Annotated in this window: 18 protein-coding genes; 4 read left to right on the top strand and 14 right to left on the bottom strand. The window is 39.6% G+C overall.

Annotation, left to right across the window (positions count from 1 at the left end; all coding sequences use genetic code 11):
* Positions 1-5: 5 nt before the first annotated feature.
* The 4 genes from B2O97_RS19905 to B2O97_RS19890 all read left to right on the top strand — a co-directional run bounded on the left by B2O97_RS19905 (position 6) and on the right by B2O97_RS19890 (position 5,935).
* A complete protein-coding gene (locus B2O97_RS19905; RefSeq protein WP_286767987.1) occupies positions 6-1,430 on the top strand; it encodes a RagB/SusD family nutrient uptake outer membrane protein in 1,425 nt (474 codons plus the stop codon).
* A 19-nt stretch (positions 1,431-1,449) separates the two neighbouring features.
* The gene (locus B2O97_RS19900; RefSeq protein ID WP_286767986.1) at positions 1,450-3,912 is read left to right on the top strand and encodes a zinc-dependent metalloprotease; all 2,463 of its coding nucleotides are present in this window, start codon (positions 1,450-1,452) and stop codon (positions 3,910-3,912) included.
* Between the two features lie 2 nt (positions 3,913-3,914).
* Entirely contained in the window at positions 3,915-4,457 is a 543-nt protein-coding gene (locus B2O97_RS19895; RefSeq protein ID WP_286767985.1) for a hypothetical protein, read from the top strand.
* A 428-nt stretch (positions 4,458-4,885) separates the two neighbouring features.
* Positions 4,886-5,935 (top strand): carboxypeptidase-like regulatory domain-containing protein, encoded by a 1,050-nt coding sequence (locus B2O97_RS19890; RefSeq protein WP_286767984.1) that lies wholly within the window; start codon positions 4,886-4,888, stop codon positions 5,933-5,935.
* Between the two features lie 62 nt (positions 5,936-5,997).
* On the opposite strand, the gene B2O97_RS19885 is transcribed toward B2O97_RS19890, so the two are convergent.
* The 14 genes from B2O97_RS19885 to B2O97_RS19820 form a co-directional block, all read right to left on the bottom strand.
* On the bottom strand, positions 5,998-7,185 hold the full coding sequence (locus B2O97_RS19885) for a DUF1501 domain-containing protein (protein ID WP_286767983.1): 1,188 nt from the start codon (positions 7,183-7,185) through the stop codon (positions 5,998-6,000).
* 19 nt (positions 7,186-7,204) lie between these two features.
* On the bottom strand, positions 7,205-8,578 hold the full coding sequence (locus B2O97_RS19880; RefSeq protein WP_286767982.1) for a DUF1800 domain-containing protein: 1,374 nt from the start codon (positions 8,576-8,578) through the stop codon (positions 7,205-7,207).
* A 111-nt stretch (positions 8,579-8,689) separates the two neighbouring features.
* A complete protein-coding gene (locus tag B2O97_RS19875; RefSeq protein ID WP_286767981.1) occupies positions 8,690-10,249 on the bottom strand; it encodes a capsule assembly Wzi family protein in 1,560 nt (519 codons plus the stop codon).
* A 29-nt stretch (positions 10,250-10,278) separates the two neighbouring features.
* Positions 10,279-11,388 (bottom strand): DUF1972 domain-containing protein, encoded by a 1,110-nt coding sequence (locus tag B2O97_RS19870; protein WP_286767980.1) that lies wholly within the window; start codon positions 11,386-11,388, stop codon positions 10,279-10,281.
* Complete coding sequence (locus B2O97_RS19865) at positions 11,351-12,613, bottom strand: glycosyltransferase (RefSeq protein WP_286767979.1); 1,263 nt, start codon at positions 12,611-12,613, stop codon at positions 11,351-11,353. The genes B2O97_RS19870 and B2O97_RS19865 overlap by 38 nt, the downstream gene beginning before the upstream one ends.
* Positions 12,614-12,657: 44 nt before the next feature.
* Positions 12,658-13,494 (bottom strand): 6-hydroxymethylpterin diphosphokinase MptE-like protein, encoded by an 837-nt coding sequence (locus B2O97_RS19860; RefSeq protein WP_286767978.1) that lies wholly within the window; start codon positions 13,492-13,494, stop codon positions 12,658-12,660.
* The gene (locus B2O97_RS19855; RefSeq protein WP_286767977.1) at positions 13,427-14,458 is read right to left on the bottom strand and encodes a hypothetical protein; all 1,032 of its coding nucleotides are present in this window, start codon (positions 14,456-14,458) and stop codon (positions 13,427-13,429) included. The genes B2O97_RS19860 and B2O97_RS19855 overlap by 68 nt, the downstream gene beginning before the upstream one ends.
* A gap of 226 nt (positions 14,459-14,684) precedes the next feature.
* Positions 14,685-16,217 carry an MATE family efflux transporter gene (locus B2O97_RS19850; protein WP_286767976.1) on the bottom strand — a complete coding sequence of 511 codons (1,533 nt, stop codon included), beginning with the start codon at positions 16,215-16,217 and terminating at the stop codon, positions 14,685-14,687.
* Between the two features lie 14 nt (positions 16,218-16,231).
* Positions 16,232-16,855 (bottom strand): HAD family hydrolase, encoded by a 624-nt coding sequence (locus B2O97_RS19845; protein WP_286767975.1) that lies wholly within the window; start codon positions 16,853-16,855, stop codon positions 16,232-16,234.
* The gene (locus tag B2O97_RS19840) at positions 16,839-17,528 is read right to left on the bottom strand and encodes a cytidylyltransferase domain-containing protein (protein ID WP_286767974.1); all 690 of its coding nucleotides are present in this window, start codon (positions 17,526-17,528) and stop codon (positions 16,839-16,841) included. The genes B2O97_RS19845 and B2O97_RS19840 overlap by 17 nt, the downstream gene beginning before the upstream one ends.
* Positions 17,518-19,062 carry an aldolase catalytic domain-containing protein gene (locus tag B2O97_RS19835; RefSeq protein ID WP_286767973.1) on the bottom strand — a complete coding sequence of 515 codons (1,545 nt, stop codon included), beginning with the start codon at positions 19,060-19,062 and terminating at the stop codon, positions 17,518-17,520. Before B2O97_RS19835 ends, B2O97_RS19840 begins: the two co-directional genes overlap by 11 nt.
* Positions 19,063-19,112: 50 nt before the next feature.
* On the bottom strand, positions 19,113-21,500 hold the full coding sequence (locus B2O97_RS19830) for a GumC family protein (protein WP_286767972.1): 2,388 nt from the start codon (positions 21,498-21,500) through the stop codon (positions 19,113-19,115).
* A gap of 96 nt (positions 21,501-21,596) precedes the next feature.
* Positions 21,597-22,406, bottom strand: coding sequence for a polysaccharide biosynthesis/export family protein (locus B2O97_RS19825; protein ID WP_286767971.1), 810 nt, complete (start codon positions 22,404-22,406; stop codon positions 21,597-21,599).
* Positions 22,407-22,453: 47 nt separating this feature from the next.
* Entirely contained in the window at positions 22,454-23,206 is a 753-nt protein-coding gene (locus tag B2O97_RS19820; RefSeq protein WP_286767970.1) for a tyrosine-protein phosphatase, read from the bottom strand.
* Between the last annotated feature and the right edge of the window lie 103 nt (positions 23,207-23,309).

Here is a 23,309-nt window from a genome sequence, read left to right as displayed (position 1 = left end):
CTACAATGACTTTGAAAACTTTAGCAACGGCGTTTGCGACTATAATGCTCTTTTCCGCCTGCGACAAATACCTTGATATCACACCCAAAGGCTCTCAGTTGGTAAGTACCGCACAAGATTATTATGATTTGGTGGCCTATCCAAATAGAGGGTATCCCATCAATAACTTTCAGTATCTGGTCGATGATCAGTACCTCAAAGAATCCAATGTAATCGGTTTGACGCCCAATATCAATACCATCAACTTTCTGTTTCAGGAACAGGAAGATCGGGTAAGCCGTATCACCGCATCGAGCTTTTACAATCAGTGCTATAAATACATTGCACAGTGGAATATGATTATTTCCTTGGTTGATGAAAGTACCGGGGACAATGAATTAAAGACCCTCGCCAAGGCGGAAGCCAAGATGTATCGGGCATTTGATTATTTCCATCTGATCAATGTCTATGCAAAAGCTTATGATGCCAGTACAGCAGCCCAGGACGGCGGTGTCTGTATCATGGATAAATATGATCTGGAAGCGAAGCCAGCAAAATCAACGGTACAGCAGGTATACGATTTTATCCAAAAAGATATAGACGACGCTATACCTCATCTACAAGAAAAACCGACCAACCCCTATCATCCCTCCTTGGCCTTTGCATATGCCCTGAAGGCAAAGGTACATCTCTTCAAAAGAGAAATTACAGAAGCACAAGCCGCTGCCGAAAAAGCCATGCAGCTGAATGGGCAGTTAATTGACCTGGTCCAGTATGAAAAGTTAGGCGGCCCCAGCAAAACGCCTATCACCGCAGAAAATAATCCAGAAGTATTAAGCTACATGTATGTCAACGGTTATACCGAGATGAACTTTGGTTACAGCTATATCTTAAGTCCAGAATTGACAAGCATGTTTGATAAGGAGGATAAGCGCTTTAGTTTATTTTATACCAAGACCAATGCCAGTTTTCTGGATATTGGCGCTGGAGCAAGTTACTACAACGTGAAATACACGGCTTTTTTCTTCCCCACTGTAGGATTGAAAACACCTGAGATTTATCTGATGCTGGCCGAATGTTATGCCCGCCAGGATCAATATGCGAAGGCGATTAGCCTATTGAATGCCTTGCGTAAAACACGGATCGAAGGGAGTAAAGCCTTATTGGCAGTCCCTGCTACACGAAAGGAAACCATGGATCTGGTCATTAACGAACGACGGCGAGAGCTGCCTATCGGATTCCATCGTTTCTTTGATCTGAAACGTTTGAATCTTGAAAAAGAATATGCGAAAACACTTGTCCGTGTATTTCCGATTGTCAATAAGACTGTCGAACAAAAGACCTACACACTGGCACCAAACTCCAGAATGTACATTATTCCATTTCCATTGGATGTCATGAAGTTAAATCCAAACTTGCGGTTAAATACAGACGAAGCTGTACCGTTTTAATAGATGCTATAACAAACACATGAAAAACAAAATTATCTTTAGTACCCTCGCCTTTCTCTTGTCTGGAGCTATGGTTCAAGCACAGCAGACCCCGAATAAGACAGCGGTTAAAACAGATACGCTAAAATCAAAAAATGAACTCCATGAAGCTTATAACAAGATTGTAAATAAGCAAAAAATTGCTCGCTCAGGCGTTTTCAATGTCATCGAGTCGGAAAAGAAGTGGTATCTGGAGATCCCTGACAGTTTGTTGAACCGCTATTTCCTCACTGTAACCCGCTTGATTTCAGCCCCACAGGGATTTCCGATGTACGGTGGAGAAAAGCTGAATGAGCAGACCCTCTATTTTGAAAAAGGTCTTGGTGACCGGATACAGCTGCGGGCAGCAGTTTATAAGCAGGACGCTCCGGAAAACGATGCCATTCGTACAGCGTTAATGCAGTCGCAGGAGGACCCGATTGTCGCTATTTTTGATATCAAAGGACTACAGGCAGGAGGCAACAATTATTTGATCGAAGTAACCGATCTTTTTCGGAAAGACAACGCCGCCCTTTCCTTCGACAGCAAGATAAAAAGCGAAAATAAGCTTTCATCGTTGGCGGACGACCGGTCTTTTATTACGGATATGAAGGTATTTCCGATCAACCTGGAAGTAAAAACGACAAAAACATATTCCTCAACATCAGGTACTCCTGCAGCTATGTTGACAGGATCCTTAACTTTTACCACCAACACCTCCATGGTGCTGTTGCCAAGAGAGCCGATGAAAAAACGGATATACGATGACCGGGTAGGCTACTTTGCCAACAAGTATATCCTCTTCACCGATAAAGATCAACGGTCCCAAACGCTTAATTTTATACAGCGCTATCGCCTTGAACCCAAAGCGAAAGATGTAAAACGCTATTTAAAAGGTGAGCTGGTAGAGCCTCAAAAGCAGATTGTCTATTATATCGATCCAGCAACGCCAAAAAAATGGCGTCCCTATTTGATTGCTGGAATCAATGACTGGAATAAGGCATTTGAACAAGCAGGATTTAAAAATGCCATTGTGGGCAAAGAATGGCCCGAGCAGGATACCACGATGAGCCTGGAGGACGCTCGATTCTCCGTGATCCGTTATTTTGCATCTGAAAAAGCGAATGCCTATGGTCCCCGTATTTCAGACCCCAGAAGTGGCGAGATTATCGAAGCACATGTGGGCTGGTATCATAATGTGATGAAACTCGTTCAGCAATGGTTTATGGTGCAAGTGGGACCGCTAAACAAGGCTGCACAAAAAATGCAATTGGATGACGAGGTGATGGGCCAATTAATACGCTTTGTCTCGTCGCACGAATTGGGGCATAGCCTGGGTCTTCGTCACAATATGGGAGCAAGCAGCCAAACGCCCGTAGAGAAATTGCGCGACAAGCAATGGGTCGAAAAAAATGGCCATACGGTATCCATTATGGACTATGCACGTTTTAATTATGTAGCGCAGCCCGAAGACCAAGTGGGGCTAGCGGGAATATATCCGCGCATCGGCAGCTACGACAAATGGGCCATTCAATGGGGCTATCAGTATCTTCCACAATTTTCAAATGACGAAGACGAACGAGTTTATCTATCGAAACAAGTGACGGACAGCCTGACGGCGAACCCCAACTTGTGGTTTGGCGGTGAAGGAAACGAAGAGGATCCACGCAGTCAGAAGGAAGATCTCGGTGATGACTCTATGTTGGCCAGTAGCTATGGTATCAAAAATCTGAAAAGAGTCGTTTCCAATTTAATAGCATGGACTGCCGAAACTGGAGATGATTACAGTAATCTAAAGGATATGCATAAAGCAGTGCGCGCACAGTTTGACCGTTATCTTTACCATGTATTGAAAAACATCGGCAGTCAGGAGATTACAAAAAAGGTACGGGGCCAACAAGGCACTGTCTATGCGGCAATTCCACGAGAAAAGGTAAAAGCTGCCATGCAGTATGTGAGCGACAACGTATTAACCCCACCCCTGTGGCTGTATCCCAAAGATATACAGGAGCTGATCGGAAGAGATGCAAATAAGGAAATCACCGATCAACAGGAACAGATGCTGAATATGTTGATGAGCCCGGGAATGCTCTATAATGTCTATATGAAATCCCTGACGAATGAAAATCCCTACAGACTTGATGAATATCTAAACGATATCGGGGGAACGATATGGACCCTGCCAGGTGGTGACCCTCGCGTCAATGTTTTCAAACGTGGACAACAACGCTTTTTTCTGGAAAAGGTAAATCAGATCATCAATCCCAAAATTGCACAAGGATCAGATATCATTTCACAGGCACAGCGTAGCGACATACAGCTTTATGTCAGAAATTACCTGACTGCTTTAGTTCCAGCGATCAACCAACTGTCCACAAAACAGGTAGACTCCCTAAATAAACAACATTTAGATCTCATGCTGCTCGAAATTAAACGTATTCAAAATCAAATCAACAAAGACTAAAAATGAAAAATAACTTAAAAGGAATTTACACCATATGCTTGATCTGTTTTATGATGATTTCCTGTCAATCAAGCCATGGGCAGGATGTTGCCCAACAACAACGCGAACGGTTGTTTAAAACCTATATGGAAGTAAAAAAAGACATCAAGGACGAAAATTTTGTCGGCAGTAAGGAACATGTGGTTCAGTTCGAAAAGGAAGTTCAGAATTTCCGGTTGAAGGGTCTCCAGCTCGATGACATGATGCGCCTAAAGAAGGTGAGCCAGACCATGAAGACCGATGCTGCCAGTTTAAAATCTGCACAGGATATGAAGGCGATGAAGTCATCCTTTTCTGCTGTCACACAATCCCTATTTACCATTATGGAAACGATGAAATGTACAGATGAAGCCGTGTACCTACAGTACTGTCCGATGGAAAAAGGGTATTGGTTAAGTTACGACAAGGCAATTGAAAATCCTTACGCAGCCTCGATGCGCCATTGTGGACAATTGGTGAAGGGAATGGCTAAAGCTGATTACCCCGAGCCGGCGGCCTGCCATTAACGTCCGTAAGTGATATAAAAATTCAAAAAAAGAGCTGATAAAATTTTATCAGCTCTTTTTTGTTTCACCCCCAAATACCGACATTATTTCAAGCCAAAGCTGACCTTACAAATCGTCTCAAATTATCCTCATATTGTCTCAAGTGATAGCGCCTATAAGGCTAATGCCGTACATTTAGTGTTCATATCACACCAATTATATGTAGTATCTTGAATTTAAACATATCCAATTGATCTGGAACCGACAGCTGACCTTGAATACACAAAAAAAAGCCTGTCAAGCCTTTCTATCGTAAACAACCAATATTCTTTAATAAACATTAGCACATGAATTTTAAAATCAACAGTTTTAAAGTGGCTACTAAATTATTGCTATTCAGCGGCAGTCTTTTTGCTGGAGCCGCTTATGCATTACCCCATGCACCTTAAGTGCAGGAAGCCCAGGCCACAGTCAAAGGCAGTGTAAAGGACGAGCAGGGCAATCCCCTTGTTGGCGCCACGGTCTTCGTAAAGGGTAGTAATATCCGAACTTCCACCGACGCCACTGGTACATTCACACTGACCAACGTGGAGCGAAATGCTGTCCTCGTCGTTCGAATGATCGGCTATAGCGCCAGGGAAATCACGTATACGGGTGGCTCCAGTTTGAATGTACAACTGCTATCGGACACCCAGCAGCTCGAAGAGGCTGTCGTTGTCGGCTACGGCTCGCTTGACAAGAAAGAATTGACCAGTGCCGTATCGAGCATCAAGCAGAAAGACATGGTCGCGGGGGCTGTCTCTCCCCTGCTGGCCATCCAGGGTAAAGTACCGGGTCTCAGCGTGATCTCCACCAATGGAACCGACCCCAATGCGGGCATCTCCCTGCAATTACGCGGTGTCAATTCGGTCAACGCCTCACAGGGCCCCCTTGTAGTTATTGACGGTGTGCCCGGCGGCGATATCAACTCCGTTGCAAAGGAAGATATTGAATCCATAAACGTGCTGCGGGATGCTTCCGCTGCTGCAATATATGGAACGCGTGCCTCCGGTGGTGTAATCCTGATTACGACCAAAAGGCCACAGATCGGCCAAGCTCAGGTGAACTTTACCTCTGAATATTTCGTCGAAACGATCCGCAAACGTCCCAAGGTCCTGTCGGCGGAGAAATTTGTCGAATATGGTCTCGGTGAAGATCTGGGACACCGCACAGACTGGTATGATGAGGTCACCAACAATAATCCATTCAGCCATCGGCAAGTCGCCAACATCAGCGGCGGCTCCGAAAATGCCAATGTCTACACCACCTTTACGAAACGCGATGCCAAAGGAATGGCGATCACGTCTAAACGGGATGAAATCGGTGGACGGATTAATAGTGCATTCAAATTTTTCGACGGTTTTGCGGAGTTAAATACCAATGTAAGCTACAATCAGGTGAAACCGAGCTGGCTGGAATATAAGATTGCACCCATAATAAATAACTACACCTTTAAATAGGTCGTTTTTTTGCAAAATAGGTTAATCAAAAATTTTATCTGTTCACTGGACTCACCGTTCTCTCATATAAAGTCATAGATACCATTTTTCCAGCCCAGAATTCTCCTATCGTCCGCCTTGAGCCAGTTTTTCAATACAGTTGCATAGACTTTACGGAAGTCTTCGGTATAGATGAGATCGCCATCTTTAAGATGCTGCAGATCAGGCAGTGCATTCAATAATCCCTTCTTCTTTAGACCACTTGAAATAAAAAACAGCTGATTAGCAGTTCCATGATCGGTTCCGTTACTCGCGTTCTGAGCAACCCGCCGCCCAAATTCGGAAAAAGTCATCAACAGCACATCGTTAAACAGTCCATTTTCTTTTAGATCGTGTACAAACGCCCTCACCGCATCATTAATAATCTTAAACAGGTTCTCCTGCTGCTGCTTTTGATTGACATGTGTATCGAAGCTCCCGATCTGAAGATAATAAACTTTGGTATTGATATCTGACTTGATAAGAGAAGCTATGGTCTTAAAATCCTTTGCCAAGGCCGAATCGGGGTATTGCATCTTATTTGCTTTGGTTTTGCTTTTATCAAATATATAAGCTGCATTATTGATGGTTGCCCCCAACGTCTGGTAAAGATATTCTACGGTTTCGTCATCATGACGATGCGCTTGATGGATAAATTTAAAGTACTCTTCGCGACTTGTCTGATACATTTTCTTGGGATCTTGAAATGCAAAGGCTTTGGACTTGTTCCCTTTCATCGCCAGGCTCAGCATATCACCGACTTCGAGTGCTTGTGTGGGATGTTCGCATTGGTAACAAGCCTCATCGAGATATCTGCCTATCCAACCGCTTTCAAGATATTCATCGCTCCTACTGGCACTCTGCCAGATATCCATACTCCGAAAATGAGATTTATCAGGATTAGGGTAGCCAACATTGTTCAGCACAGCGATCTCCCCACTATCAAAAAGTTCTTTAAAGAAGCTCAAAGCAGGGTTTATACCGGCTTCGTCCGTCAGAGGCAAAGCATCATGGACCGCAATCACCTTTCGTTCACGAAAATAGATATCGTTTCGTACCGGAATAATTGTATTAAGCCCATCATTCCCTCCGTTGAGCTGCAAAACCACCAATACTTTATTATCCTTTCCAAGTGCTTCGGGCAGAGCCATCGCCTTCAAGAAATTGGGAAGCATCAAAGAAGCAGTAGCCAGAGAGCTCGTTTTTATAAAATCACGCCTTTTAATAATCATAGCTATATTTTTTTAAAGGTTAGCAAAGCTGATATTCGGGCGTGCTCATGACATCGATGATATCCGTGCGGACACGACCATCCGAGAATCGCTGGAATACCTTATGACCTTCGGCCCAGCTTTTTTGTAAAATGATTTCGGAAACATTTCTACCGGCAAAAGAAGCTTCTACCTTGCTCCAATCAATACTCATCTTGGGGTCTTTGAATGTGCTTGTTAGATTCTGTTTTTGAGGAAGTCCCATTTCGAGGTCGTCGTCTGGCCGGGGTTTCAGATCGAGCGGCCTCAGACCAGTCCAAATTTGCGGCATCTGCATACGGAGCAATAGTGTAGAGCTATCGATCCATGACCTTCCTGATGGCCATCCAGCCACATTTGGCGGATAGAGTAGCATCTGGCCCAATAGCTTCTGGTAAGTAATCAAATTTTCGGGAACACCGACTTTCATATCCAATATACGCATCATTCCCACCATTAATTCGATGGGCGACTTAATCTTGCTACCCATATGTTCTTTTTTGTAAAACCAGGGCGATGTGAATATATCTTCGAGCAAGGGCATTATCTCATAACCCGTAGCATACAACTTTTCACTTAAACGATGAATAAGCTTTTCATCTGCTTTTTCATTGACAAAAAAACGATAGATTTTAGTTGCAATAAATTTAGCTGCAGCAGGTTGTTCCAGGATAATATCAAGGATAGCATTGCCATCAAAGTTGCCCGTTTTTCCAAGGAAAGTTTTCATCCCTTCATCGTGGATATTTTTCCTTTGTATAAAAACAGCATCCTTGTTGTAGGACCACCCAGTAAATGCCCTTGCGGCTTCACGCACATCATGTTCGGTATAGTTTCCCCTTCCCATTGTAAAAAGCTCCATGAGTTCACGCGCAAAATTTTCATTGGGATGTCCTTTGCTGTTCTGCTGATTATTGAGAAAATTGAGCATTGCAGGTGATGTGGAAACTGCCAAAAGGAGGCTTTTGAAGTTGCCGAGTGCGTTTTCCCTGATTTTATTCAGCAACAGCTCATTAAACTGCGGGCTGCCGCTCCTTGAAGCAAAATGGCCGTGCCAGAAGAAAGCCATTTTTTCGCGGAGCTGATCTTCAGAGCTGACCATTTCCTGCAGGAATTTGAGGTTAATTTCGTTGATCTGTTTCTGATTTCGTCGCTGAAGCTGTTTTTTCTGTTCGGCATCGAGCTGTGATGCTGGCAGATCATCGAAATCGAGCTTCAGGGGAGTAAAATTAATTGGGCGGAAGGGTCTGCTCTGTGCAAGTTCCTTCCAAAACTCTTCTGGATGAAGATGGTTTAATCTTTCGACCTGCGCAAGGCTGATTCCGAAACCTGCGCGAATGGCCAAATGTTTATTTTTAATAAAGTCCGTTGCCATACCACTTCATTTTTTTAATAGACTGTCTTTCAGCAAAAAAGATTAATCGCCTTTGCTCTTCAATATTAACGCTGACTGAATCTAATAAATTATAGTGCTATGAAAGATAACTTATTTTTTAGCTATGCCGTACACTTTTCGTAAAGATACACGTGCTCCGAAACTATTCTCCAGCAGCTGCCCCTGATCCAAGGCGAGCGATACCCCGAGGTACATTTTATTTTTGAGCTGCCGCTCACCCGATAAAATTGCAGAGAACTGAGATACAGGGACAAATTGTTTCTCGTAAATATCGTGTCTTATCTTTCCAGTAGATTTACCATAAATACTGGTGGCAAAAGTACCATAATGCCTTGCAAATGTCATTTTGCTGAACACATTCCAGCCATACAACTGAAGCCTCGTTCCGATATGGCCAGCCACGACACGATTGCTGATAAAATAATCACCGGGAAAATTTGCCTGTCCAGCACGTGCGCTGTGTGCAGTCACTATCAATGGAGAACCTAGGCCTTGGCTTTTGTAAGACCAGCCCTGTGTATAGTAGTAATTGTTATAATAGTCTTCATCACCCGATTTCGTTGGCTTTGACCAAGGGTATCCCGCCTGGTCCTTGGAATAAAAGAACTCGACCAAAACCTTGTGCCAATCCCAATTTTTTAACGAGTGGCCAAATCGTTTATTGATCAAGGTGATGCCATTTAGTCCATCTGCAATATTGGCCAATTTGGAAATAGCACCTACATCATAGAAATTTTGCCGATAAGCCATGAGTTGCAAATTGTCCCAATCGTAGGAAAAGGCCATATCAATTGAGCCTTGCTGATTCCCTAGCTTTGATCTGGGCACACCTGGGGCTCCATAAGCCTTTCCAAACATCACATACAATAATGTCTGAAAATCATTTAAAGTATAATTACTTCCATAAACCTTCTTTTCAGCCCCCCATTGCACCTGATGACTAATACCACCATAGAAATTGATGCGCCAGTCCTTTTTACCGATGCGTCCATACAACGATTTCTGGTGCAGCAATGTGGGCATATTATTATCGCGTGGCGGTGTTTTAAACTGGCCAGGATCGATCAGCATCTTGCCCATATAGCCATTGGCAAAATTACCTTTAAAGGAAAATAAGCCGTCAAACCAAGGGAGCCGATAATATTCGGAGAGCCTTATATCCAGCATAGGAACTCCTAAGGCATTTCCTGATACGGCAAAGTTGCCTGAGCTAAGAAGGGTATCCCCATTGAGCCCCATCACATCTTTGGTACGGCCCAGTTTGGCTTCAAACATTTTAAACCGCAATTTGGCATGTGCATCAATCAGTTGGCCCTGGATTTTGGAACCCATATTTGCTCGGGCCTCCAGGCCGTATCCCCAGTCCCAAGCGGGAGCCCTTTCCTTTATTTCAGTCCATTCACCTAAGCGGGAGTAATCGCGAGCAGCACGCAGCACTACACTACCCGAAGCACCACTCAGCGGGATAGATCCAAACTGGTTGGACCGCATCCAGAAGGGCACTGCATTATTGCCAGAATATCCTGCATCTACTGTTACCTGGAGGTATTGCCTCATCGTATCTGTCTGTGCAAATAGATTAATGTTACAACCGAGAACTATTATGCTCAATAAAAGAATATAACAACAGATAAAAAAAGTATTTTTCATGCAACAAAAAGCATATAAATGACTAAATATTATTTTCTTTTACCTAAATGAATAATATTATTAAAATGGTTTAGGTACTGTCCTACAATTGTTTCCCAATTATACATTTTATCAATCTTCTCTAAGTTAGCATTTAACATTGAAATATTCTTATGCTCTTTCTTATTAACAGAATCTAAAATCTCACAGACCTCTGTAGCGGTATTAAAATATAAAGCGTCTTCCCCCAAAATATATTTATTAAAGGGATTAGAATTTGCACATATAAGGCTGCTAGACGCCATTGCTTCCAATAATGATGGATTAGTTCCTCCGACTGTATGTCCGTGAAAATAAATATTTGAATAATATCTTAAATTATTTAACTTTTCTATATTATAAATCCCACCAACAAACCTAATATTAGCGTTCCTCTCAAATTTTGATTTCAGATATTTTCCATAAGGCGTCTCATTTTTTCCAATCACTAGGAAGGGTCTATTATGGTTCGCCATATTTACTCCTTCCAATATAATTTCAATACTATTCTCAGGTTCAAGCCGAGCAATTAACAAATCATAATTATATAGATCTAGATTAAATTCGTCGAGAACTTGAGCACTAGGATTTTTAAAAACATCTGCTCCATAAGGTATAAAATCAGATTCCACATTATATTTTAGACTCAAATATTCTTGTATACCAACAGAGTCAGAAATCAAATAATCACTATAATTAACCCCTAGCTTCTCCGCCCAAAGCAAAAAAGAGCGAACTGTGTTAGAATATTTGGTTCTTTTCCATTCCAATCCATCCATATTCGTGGTGATTACAGCATGCTTGGGCATGAGCCATCCCCATACAGAACTACTAGTATATCCTAACTGCAAAACAATATCAACATTTCTTTTTCTAACATCAAGTATGCAGTTTAAGTCATAGATAAACTGTCCCGCTGTTCCAATTTTATCCTCTGGATCATAACAATGAACGATAACAACACCATTCCAATTTTTTTCTTGATAGGGATGATTATGTGAGTTATAAACTATGACGTCATGTCCACTGTTTACAAGTCCCAAAGCCAAGAATTCAGCACACTGCTCAAATCCACCATAATGATTAGGAATTCCTCTCGTTCCTACAATTGCTATTTTCATATTTTAATCTCTTATAGAAATTTATTAATTCTTGATAGTAAATTTGTTTATTAAAATAACGTTTAGCAAACTGCAGAGCGTTAAAACTAAAAGATCGATAATCTTCAGGGTCTAAATTATTGGCCAATTTAATTACTTCTACTAATTCTTGGACATTCTTAGGCTTAAACAAATACCCCGTTTTATTGTCCTCAATTATTTCTGGGATTCCACCTATAGAAGCACCAATAACTGGAGTTGCATTTGAGTATCCTTCCACAATAGTCATAGGATTATTTTCATACCATTCCGAAGGGACAATTATAAAATAAGCATTTTTGACAATATTTTCCAGTTCATAACCAGATTTATAACCTAAGAACTCAATATTTCGTAACGCCCTTTTTTCAACAAAATCAATCAACTCTTCTTCAAGTGGTCCTGTACCAACAATCTTAAGTTTACAAGTATCCAGTAAAGCAAATGCCTCAATCAATGTTTTTAATCCTTTTTCATGAGAAAGCCTGCCATAATAGAGAAAAAATTTATCACCATTAGATTTTTTCTCAGATAAAACTATTTCATCGGCAAAATTGTATAATACGACATTTGCCTTATTCTTTAATTGAGGCATATATTTTTCATGCATCTTCTTAGCAAAAGAGCTCACATATATGAATCCGTCTATATATTTTGCGGGGTTAAAAAATATATTTCTAAAATATTGCTCACTAGCCATCATAGAACTTAATATATAACTATCTTTAGTGCATTTATTACTAATACAATTATAGAACTTATTCCCCTCGCACTTTTCGCATATTTCATTATTCCCATTTTTAAATGTATAAGCTGGACATATAATTCTATAATCATGAATCGAAAATATAATTGGTATAGAATGATGTTTTAAAACCGGTAGAATAGAAGACGATATCTGCCCCCATATCAAATGCACATGAGCAATATCAGGTTTTTCTTCTAAAATTAATTGCTCAAGTTTACGAGCAGATTCAAAATTATAAAAGTAATTGATTATATCTTTTATCGGTTTCAATTTACCCTTTCTTGTTTCTTTTGAGTCTGGGAAAAACCTAGAATAATTTGATTGCAAATTATTATTCCATTTAAGAGAAAATGTCGAAACTTTATGCCCATTCATTTCCAGCAATTCTATTGTATTAAAGAAAACTGCCTCAGAACCACCTTTCCTAAAATTATAAACATTCAGCTGTAAAACTTTCATTAAACTAAACTAATCTATTAAACAATAAGTTATTTAGATAATTATTAACTCGTATAATTATCCCTATTAAATAACGACTCCAAATTGACTCGTTCGTAAACCTCCAGCATTCCCCCTCTAGTACAGTTGAATATTTGAACTCCATTCTTGTCGGCATATTCCTTTGCAATTTTATGGGCATATATCATTCTTTCTCCCACGGTAGCCGCTTGTTTATCAAAAAAACCAGATTCCACAAAGTGATGACTTCCATTTATATCATATGAACAATCACAACCTATTATATAAATTTCATGAAATCCCATATATATTGCTATTTGAATTAATGAATGAACAATTGAATATCCATCATAAACAACTTTAGAAACATCATTAGACACGTTAGATGACAATGGCATTAGCTCACCATGTGAAGAATGCCGGCAATTATATAAAAAATAAGGAATAAAACCTTGCGCTGATTTAAACTTAGAATAAAGCCGATGTCCCACAAAACAATATGGCAAATTAGCATTAATAACATCTTTTTCAATCTTTTCATAAACGTGCATGTCTTGTATACCATAATAGGTCGGCCTCCATTCTGTTTTATCTAATATTTTTACTATAGAATTTACGCTAAAAGACAATTCTCCTTTAATTAGATCCAGATCAGAAATAGTTAAACTTGGGGCAGTTCCAACTATGAAGCATCTCTGTCCTTTGTGAATATTTTTAAATTCTCTAATTTTCAAAAATTTTTTTGATTGATATAACAAATTACTCTTTTGGAAATACAATCTAAACAAATCAAGGGTATCAATAATGTAGTTATTATACACTATCTTTAATCGTATTCCTAACCAATAAATAATCTTTACTTTTTTTAATGTTTCTTGCATATTTAAAATTTTTATTTGGAATCATTAATCCTAGATAGGAAAACAGGTATACTCCTGCCAGCGATTTTGTGACTCCAGTGGCAACACTGGTCACATACATCATTAGCAATGAAGACAATAACATGCTTTTAACTACTTTATTCTTTATTCTATATTCATTTATCACCTTAAAACAACAGAACAAAAGACAGAAAAAGGTAGCAAATCCTATATATCCTAATTGTCCCAAAATCATAGCCCAGTAGTTGTCATTAAGAAATTGGCCATCTTCCTCATTCATTCCCCATAAAGAATCAAAACCATATTTATAATATAACTTTGAATACGCACGCTTAGCTTCTTCACTCCCAAATGTTGCAAATCCAGATCCAATGGGAAAATAATCGTTTGCAACTTTAACCCCGTTATATAAAAAAACCATACGCGGAGATTCGGAGTTTTTTAAATATGTTTCAATTTGATAACTGCTTACAAGTAATAATCCAAACCCAAGAAGAATAATATTTCTGAATTTTAACTTTCCTTCTCTATTAAAAAAATATATAAGTATAGTAAAGATTATAAAAGAGATAAAAATGCCTTTAGTAGTTAAAAGCAATGATAAACAAGCCATTAAAAAATAAAACAATAAAATATTATTCCTTTTTTGTGTTGTTGCTATATTGATTAAAGCAATTATAGTTGTAATACCAAAAATACTAGGATTATCATAGACAAAAGTGAAGGCTTTAATACCATACCTTTGTCCTTCTGTCATACCAATATTTAGAAATTGAGAAACGAATGCGAGGAAAAACACTACAATAATCCATATTTTGGAAAGACTAGTCAATAAATAAACAACGCCATATTTATTGAAACTATTTACCAAATATCTTATAGTAAAAAATGCTACAAAAGGTTTGTAAATGGCAAAAGCATCTAAAACTATAGCATTCCAATTGTTTATTATACCACTTTTCATATTTGAAATAAAACCTATGATATACGATATAAATAGTAAAATAATAAATGTTTTGTCAATTCTACTTAGTTGAGGCCTCTTTATCAAAAACAACAAAAGACATATAGCAACAAATGCTTCGTCATAAAAAGATATATCAAAAAAAGATGCTATCGGGAACATGACTAAAGCGCAGGTTAAAAAACGATTCAAACTCGACTCTAACAATCTTAATTTTAGCACAATACTAAATTTTAAAGGTTTTTCTTAAAAAACTAATAACCAACATGCTCTCTTCTTTATTTAAGAATAATTTAAACGAAGAATAGGTGACAACTATTAAGAACAGAATAGATGTATATAACAGCCTGTTTAACTCAGATGAAAGTTGAAAATAAACGATAGTAGAAATGGCTCCCGAAATAACCGCGATTGCTATACATTTAAACAACACTTGGTTAAGGAAAAAATTAACACTAAACCTCTGCATCTTTGAAAAATAATATAATCTCACAGAACTACATAATAGCGCGACAAAGAATTTAACAACCATTACGAAATAAACTTCGGCACCCCATCTTAAAGCCAAATACGATAACACTATATTAGACAGCATTACACTACTATAAACCAATTGGTATTTTCTAATATTGCCCGACGCTTGAATTGTTATCCACAGCGGAGTTGATATACACTCTAGTAAATATGTTAGCAATATCAGACGACAGAAAATCACAGAATATTCTGGTACATTATTTAACCATATTTTTAAAACAAAAGGCATATTCAATATCAATGGAAAGGCTAACAGCCAACATAAAAGAAAGGAGAATTTAGCCGATTGGATTATCAATTTATCTAAATCATCATCCAGATTTGAGGAGTATAACCTCATAATTCGGGGAATGTATGCTAATTGGAAATTATATATAAATTTATTAACCGCTCCGCTAGCCTGATTTGCAATACCCAATGCTGCATTGACCAAAACCCCAAAGAAAACGTTCACCACAACATTGACTCCTTGGGTAGATAGCAAAGTGGCTCCACCACCTAACATATTCCACCCTCCAAAGAAAAAGATCGAGCGAAATAAATCTCTGTCATACGAAATATTATAAAACTTCACTTTCCAGTTTTTATAACAAAATGTATAGAAACAGAAATTTATCATTAGCGAGGTTATACAAAGCAAAATTGAATATAAAATAAGTTTATCATCGAATCTTACAAACTTAAGAAAGAAGATAATCATTAAAGACAAGAACGCTTCTACTAAGCTAACAATAGCATAAAATTTCATCCTCTCATAAGCCAAGATTAATGAATCAAATGGTAATCTTAAAATTTTTATAAAAGTATCTAAAATCACAAATTGAAATACAATGAAAGCACTCGATAACCTATCTTCAGGTATATTTAACACATAGTTTAAAAAATAATTACCAAAAAATTCTGCTAGAATAAATAACAGCAGTCCTACAAGCAAATAAATTAAATTGCTATTATAGATTATTCTGTTAATTTTCTCATAGTTATTACTAGAAATCTCAGCTGAAATAAAACGCTGAATTGAAGTAGCCATAGCATTTTGAATAAAAGAAAATAATACTATAAAACTTGCTACTAGATTCCATATACCAAAATCTTGGACTCCTAAAGTAGCCAAAATCACTCTGGAAGTATATAAAGTGACTATCATAAGGATAACCATCCTAATATACAAAAATAAAGTACCTTTTGCTACAGAACTATTGTTGTTTTCCTTACTGCCTATCATAACTATTAAATATCTTATTTATTGCTAAAAGACTTTATATAATTATATTCAGACAAATTACTGTTATTATATCCTATAAATTGTATATTATTCATTTTTGATGCATCTAAATCATTAATTGAATCCCCAATTAGTACCACCTCATTATAATTATAATTATAAGCTTTTAATAACTTTGAAACCAGTTCAACTTTAGCGGTAGGGGATCCATTTATAGTCTGAAAATATTTTGATAATCCTAATTCCTTACAAATTATATTTAGTTCTGTTCCATCGGAGCCAGAAACTATATGAAAAGAAAAATTTCTATAGTTTTCCTTTATAAAAGACACACTATCTTCTATTAAAAGCTTTTCATCAATCAATAATCCTAACATAATCGCAGAAAATTCCCTTGCTAATTCCGATATCTTAGATTCAGACACAGATTCTTTTCGGATCTCTTCGAAAAAATACCTAAATTTTACATATCGCGAAAGACCTCCATTTAGATTATGAAATTCCAACAACTGATCAACTTGATCCTTGGGAAAATCAACTAGTGTTCTTGCAAATCCCAAAGAACGGGTAGGCATTGAATCCATGATTACGCCATCAAAATCCCAAAGGATCACTTTATATTTACTTAGTATATCCATACATTAATTCTGCAATTTTAAAATCCTCTTCCCAATCAACATCAAAAGATTCAATTTTATCCATTTCAAGAAGATATGGCTTACTACCTAACCTATTTTTGTCTCGAACATAAATATCTTTACTCGCTATAAACATTACATGATTTATCTCATACAATACTTCTAAGTCCTGAGTCCGCGGCCATGCAAGGGTACTCGCATTATTAACAACTTCACCCCTATTATTTAATAAAAAATTTTGAAATTTCTGCACACTCACTAAAGAGTCGAATCCTTGGGATAAACCATTTAGATAAGAATTTATTCCTCTATCATAGATAGTAGCATCTGCAAAAGGAGTGGTAACATGCCCCCAAACTATATGCTCACCAGATACGACATTCGGAACATAAGCAATAAGATCACTCAAATTAGTACTGTCCAAACATAGATGATCAGGTCTATGATCAATCACTAACTTTCCGAAATCATCTTTAATACTTTCGGCAATTTCTATACAACTTTCATCATTTGTAGACAACACAACTTCCTCTACCATTTTCATGGTCAAAAGTTGACGAAGCTTATGCAGCAATAAACCACCATCTTTACCGGCAAAAGGCCTGGTATTTTTATTTATTACCCGTTGGCTTCCTTTCCGAGTAGGTAGAAAAAAACTAACTTTATTTGTCATAAATCAAACTATAGACTGATTTAACCGGAATTTCATAACGTGTAGGCGTGATAGCTATTACATGGCTTTTATTAAAATCGGCAAAACGATTAAACAAAAATTCATTCTCAGATGTTAATTGCCTCTCCTTTTCAGTAATGGGGAAGTCATTATAGCCATCATAACCTACGAGATAAATTTCATCAGCGCCTAACTCGTGAGTGATTTGCAATGCTAAAGCAGTATGAGAATCCTGATACTTATCTGTAAAGACTACTTTTTCTAATTCAAAACTGTTACTTTTCACACAAGAAGGTATATAGGTTCCCATTTTTCTCGGAAACGGAGGCAGAACTGTTTGTCCTTTGAAACTGTCTAAATCATTGAATACTTTCTCCATCCGATGGCCTTCATTACCTACTAGACAGAATATCTGTCTATTCTTAAGTCCTTGATATGAAAATGCATTTTTGGAACTTGCATATACAATAGTTAAATCAGGATCTGCTGAAATAAACTCCTTTACAGCATCAACATGCTCACAAGCACTTTTACCGCCCCCAATAATAACTACACGATTCGTAGATAGGCTAGGTTTAAAAACTGGCAATTGTTCATTATCCTTTACATTTTGTTTTTGATTTTGAAGGGCTTGAATAATACTATTAAATGAATAAAACCGTGTAGTGACCCAGTCCATCACATCTTTTTGTGGCAAGGAATTAGCACCTGAAATCATGTACGGCAAATTTGTGCCCCATTCATATTTCTGATGTAGACCGGAGAAAGTATTAACAAGGTCTCCCAAAGAGTTAAAATCAACGTCAAAGTTAAATCTGTTATTGAAAGCTGTCAACAACAGCTCTGTCTTCAGATTTCCCGCACCTCTACCCATTCCAGTCACCGTTGAATCCACTATCTCTACGCCGTGATCAATAGCGGTAAGAGTATTGATCAAAGCCAGCTCTAGATTATTATGACCATGGAAACCCAACTTAACATTTAAGTGCGATTTTACCAAAGCAATAGTATCGATAACATCTTGGGGAAATACACCTCCATAAGAATCAACCATATAAAAATAATCGGCTACTCCAGAAACCTTAGAAAGATTACTCTGGAAGTCCAAATAACTTTTCCATTTGGACATGTACATTACATTGAAACCGACTTCGAATCCATAGACTTTTATGCCTTCTGCAAGCTTAATTGCTCTCAAGAGATTTTGAGGGTCAAGTGCAATTCGAATCATGGATACGATCCCTTGCAAAGGTTGCAATAACTCCTTTAAATCTTCTAATCTAGTATCTTTCTCGTTTAGAATAATCACAAGTTTCTTTTGAGACAACGATTTAATCTTTTCGAGTTCATAAATCGGCAAATAAAAATATCTACCCAAATAGCCTTTTATAGGTGTACTTCTATAACCTACCTCCAAATATTCTATTGGTAAATTATTCGTATATTTTATATAATTATCGACAACCTCATCACTAAAATCCCAATTGGTATAGTAACCACCATCACGTAACGTACAATCTAATATCTTGATCATAATAAGATAATTTTAATAAAGAACAATAAAACCAATTTTATATTTCACGTCTATCTTTTTCTCCAAAACATCCACCATTTCCCCCCTTTGGTTGACTGACCGTAGTCTCCATACCCATAACCGTAACCATAGCCATAGCCATAACCGTAATTATTGTAATACCCACCCTTGGCCTTAATATCATTGACAATCAACTGGATAGGCTTAATCTTATTACTAGCAACCAAATCATTCGGAATACGCAGCTGCTCTTTGAGGGTAAATCCCTGGCGCACCAGGTACAGACAGCAGTCGGCATAGCGCGACAGCAACTGAGCATCGGTCACCATACCCACAGGCGGCGCATCCATCAATATATAATCGTAGCGCTTGGCCAATTCGTCCATCAGCTCCTGTGTGCGTGGATGAACCAGCAGCTCCGCAGGATTGGGCGGTATAGCACCCGCCTGAATCAAATGTACATTTTCATGGGCACCCGAAGCCATAATGATTTCATCCAGCCGCATATCGGGCCGTACAATATAGTGGGAAAATCCTTTGCCCGCCGGAAGCCCTAGCTTGGAGGTAATGGATGGTTTCCGCAAATCCAGTTCCATCAACAGAACCTTTTTGTCCAATAAAGCCAAAGTAACGGCAAGATTTAAAGCCACATACGACTTACCCTCACCTGACATCGATGAAGTAAAAAGAATACGCTTTCCGCCGTTGAGGGCAAACTCCAGATTGGTCCGCATCGCCCTAAACTGCTCGGCTATGGGTGAACGTGAGGTTTTGGTAACAACGACCTGTTCCATCTCATCGGAATGGGCAATCATGCCTAGGATAGGAAGCTTATTAACAGCTTCAATATCATCCATCCCCTGTATACGTAGGTTAAATAGACCCTTCAGGTAGATCACAGCCAATGGAATGGCCAAGCCAAACAGCAAACCTAAGATATAGATCATCTTTCCCTTGGGTGAAAAAGGCTTCTTTTCAGCCTTTGGCGAATCGATCACCTTGGAATTGGACACATTGGCGGTCCGGCCGATGGCGGTTTCTTCCCATTTTTCCTGCAAAAAGATATACTGTGCCTGTTTGATCTGCTGCAAACGCGATAGATCTATATAGCCCCGCTCAATCGTGGGTACCTGATGGATCTGAGAGGTCACCTGATTGGCCAGCGCCTGCTGGCTTTGTTTGGCCAGTGCCAGCTGCTTACGCGTGGAAGCCACATTGGCTATCATGTCTTGCCGCACACCGGCAATCTGGGTTGTAATATTCTGTACAAGTGGATTATCCTCGGTATTGGCCAGAAGCAGGCGTTCACGCTGCAAGACCAGCTCATTGTAGCGCTGAATTAGGGCATTGAACCCAATGTCCTGCGGAATAACGGCCGAAGGCACTACCCGCGGATGCTTCGTATCGTTGAGATAACCTGCCACAGCATCCAAAGCGGCCAGCTGGGTTTCAACTTCCGCAAGCTTAACGGTAAAATCTGCCGAACTGGCAATCAATACCTTGCCCTGCTCGGATATATCGGCCAGCTGATTTCTCTTTTTGTAACCCGAAATCCGGTCTTCTACACCGGCCAGTTCATCGGTGATCTTCGACAGCCGGGCATTGATAAAGGACAGTGTCGAATCGGCAATGACATTTTTATCGTGCAGATTCAGCTCCACATATTTCTGGATTAGCGTGGTCAGCAGCTGCTCTCCATGCTTGGGCAAGGTACTTTCAAGTGTCAGATCAATGGTGGATACATTTTTATTGGTCACCTCTACCAGAAGGGCTTTACCCAGATCGTCCACCACATCCCGGACAGGACTCAGCACAAATCCATAATCGTCCTCCCTGGACTGGTCAAAAGCCGGGTTGACAACAGCCTTGAGCTGGCATTGCGGCGCCAGGCTAAAGGTTTGTCCCATACGCACACGGAAGCTGGTATCGGAATTACTCAATTCAAGTTCATTGGCATTCAGCGGATGGATCTTGAAACTATAAGGCTCACTAACCGAATCTACTTCGCTCAGCAGCTCCAAAGTATAGGGAGCGTTGCCCACAGGCACATTATGTACCCTGCCGGCCTTGAAGTAACGGAGGTAGGCCTTTTCGGACAGCACCATCTCCCGCATCAGATCTGCCGTTTTTAGGACTTCCACTTCATTATCAACGGAGTTCTTGGTGCCCATCAGGCTAGATAGATCGCCCAGTGCAGAAGAGGAAAGCATGCCGCCTCCCTTTTTATCGTCGGACACCAATAGCTTGGCATGGACCTTATAATTGGGAATGCTATAGCGCAGATAAAAGAAAGCAGACAATAGGCCCAAAAAACCGCAAAGGGCAAACCAGTACCAATTGGCCATCAAGCGTCCAAAAAAACGCAACAGGTCTTTGTTATCGGACTTTTCAGTCTCAAAATCAAACTCCTCTTCCCAGTCTATATTTTTTTTACTCATACTATTCAATATTTTTATGGAGATGCCCTGTGCAGCTGTCGACTAATGACACAGAGCACGGCACCTTGCTACAAAAGACTATTTAGCCTTCATCAATTACAAACGGGTCAATGCAACAATCAGCACCGACAACAACGAACCGATAATGGCAAAAGTCTGGGTACGTGCCGCATTGTTGGCCGCTGCTTTGGCCTTGCCCGGCTCCACATACAGCACGTCATTCTGCCGCAGATAGAAATAGGGTGATCTGAAGACTTCGCTGTCATTCAGGTTGAGCCGCACCAGCTCCTTTTGTCCTTGTTGATCCCTTACCAGTAATACATTTTCACGCTTTCCATAAATCGTCAGGTCGCCGGCCAGCCCAAGTGCATCCAGCACGGTCACCTTTTCATTGGGTACCGTATAAGTCGCCGGCCGAGTCACCTCGCCCAATACCGTGATCTTAAAATTGGCAAAACGGACCTGAACAGTGGGGTTTTTATAATATTGCGAGGCAAGCTCCGTGATCTTGTCCCGGACCTGATAGGTCGTAAGCCCGCCGACTTTGATCTTGCCCAATAAAGTCATCTGAATAAACCCATCTTTGTCGACCAAAAAACCGCTGATCACCTGATTGCCAACCATGGCAGCCGAGCTGGCACCAATGGCCTGAATGACTTCGGCTTGATTGGCCACAGAACTAGTCGTGGGATCCAACGTCTGTACGGTGACACTGAGGATATCATCGGGATGGATGGTAGGCTCGGTAAAGGCCGCAGCTTCTTTCAATACCCGGAGAGAATCTGCCTGCAGATCGTTGAAATAAACGATTTTCTTGACCGAGCAACTGCTCAGTGTCAATAGCATCAGCAAGAAATACAGCCATACGCGATGGTGCCCTGCTTGCTTTTTGTAGTGTGTTTTCATTGTGATATACTTGTAAATTGTAGTTTTTTTTATTTTATATGGTCCGGCTAACCCGATGTCCATGATGGATCAAAAAGATTAGGGTTCAGTAATTCGCATCGTTTAAAATAATTTTTGAGATCTTCACGTTGCAGCCCATGCTCCAGGGCTTTCACATGACGCTCATGATGGGCATCTGTACCGACAAGGTCAACAAGACCTGCGCCAGCAAGATACTTGGCGACACGCTTTTCATGCGTGCCGTAATAACCGATAATGGACAGCAAATTCACCTGCAATAAACAGCCGATCTCCCTTAGCCGGCTTATCTTCTGCATATCGGTATGATAAAAAATATAGCGTTCGGGATGTGCCAGTATCGGGTAATATCCCGCTATCAACAGATCAAAAATCAATTTTTCGATCTGCTTATTTTCCTGAATGTATGACATCTCGATCAGGATATGGTTATTCGGAAGGACAAGAAATTGAGGATCGGGCTGACGCAGAAGCTGCTCAAAGTTAGAATCGAGCATATATTCGGCCGCGTAGCCACCTAGTTTTTTATCAAAACCCTTGCCCTTGACTTGGTCAAATGATGCCTCGATACGCTCTCGCGTATTCGGGTACATCTCTTGAAAAATATGTGGTGTAAAATAAAAGTGTTGCAATTTCAAATCGACTAGACGGCCCAATAGGTCCATGCTCTCAGCCTCGTCCGTACAACCATCGTCAATACCCGGCAAGAGATGCGAATGCATATCCGTATCCATCCAGCTTAAATCGTAATTCCGCTTTTTTCGGTTAAAAATTGTTAACATCTCTTTGGCAGATAATAATTGATAGTGTTTCGTCTATAAAGGAATATCCGGCCAGCTCGCCCGGCCGGAATATCCCAAATCTACAATCACAAGTTTTTACACT

The sequence above is a fragment of the Sphingobacterium sp. UBA865 genome, from assembly GCF_002295765.1.
Lineage (GTDB): Bacteria > Bacteroidota > Bacteroidia > Sphingobacteriales > Sphingobacteriaceae > Sphingobacterium > Sphingobacterium multivorum.
The sequence above is the reverse complement of the archived record's forward strand: the minus strand, read 5'-3'. Positions and strand labels throughout refer to the sequence as shown.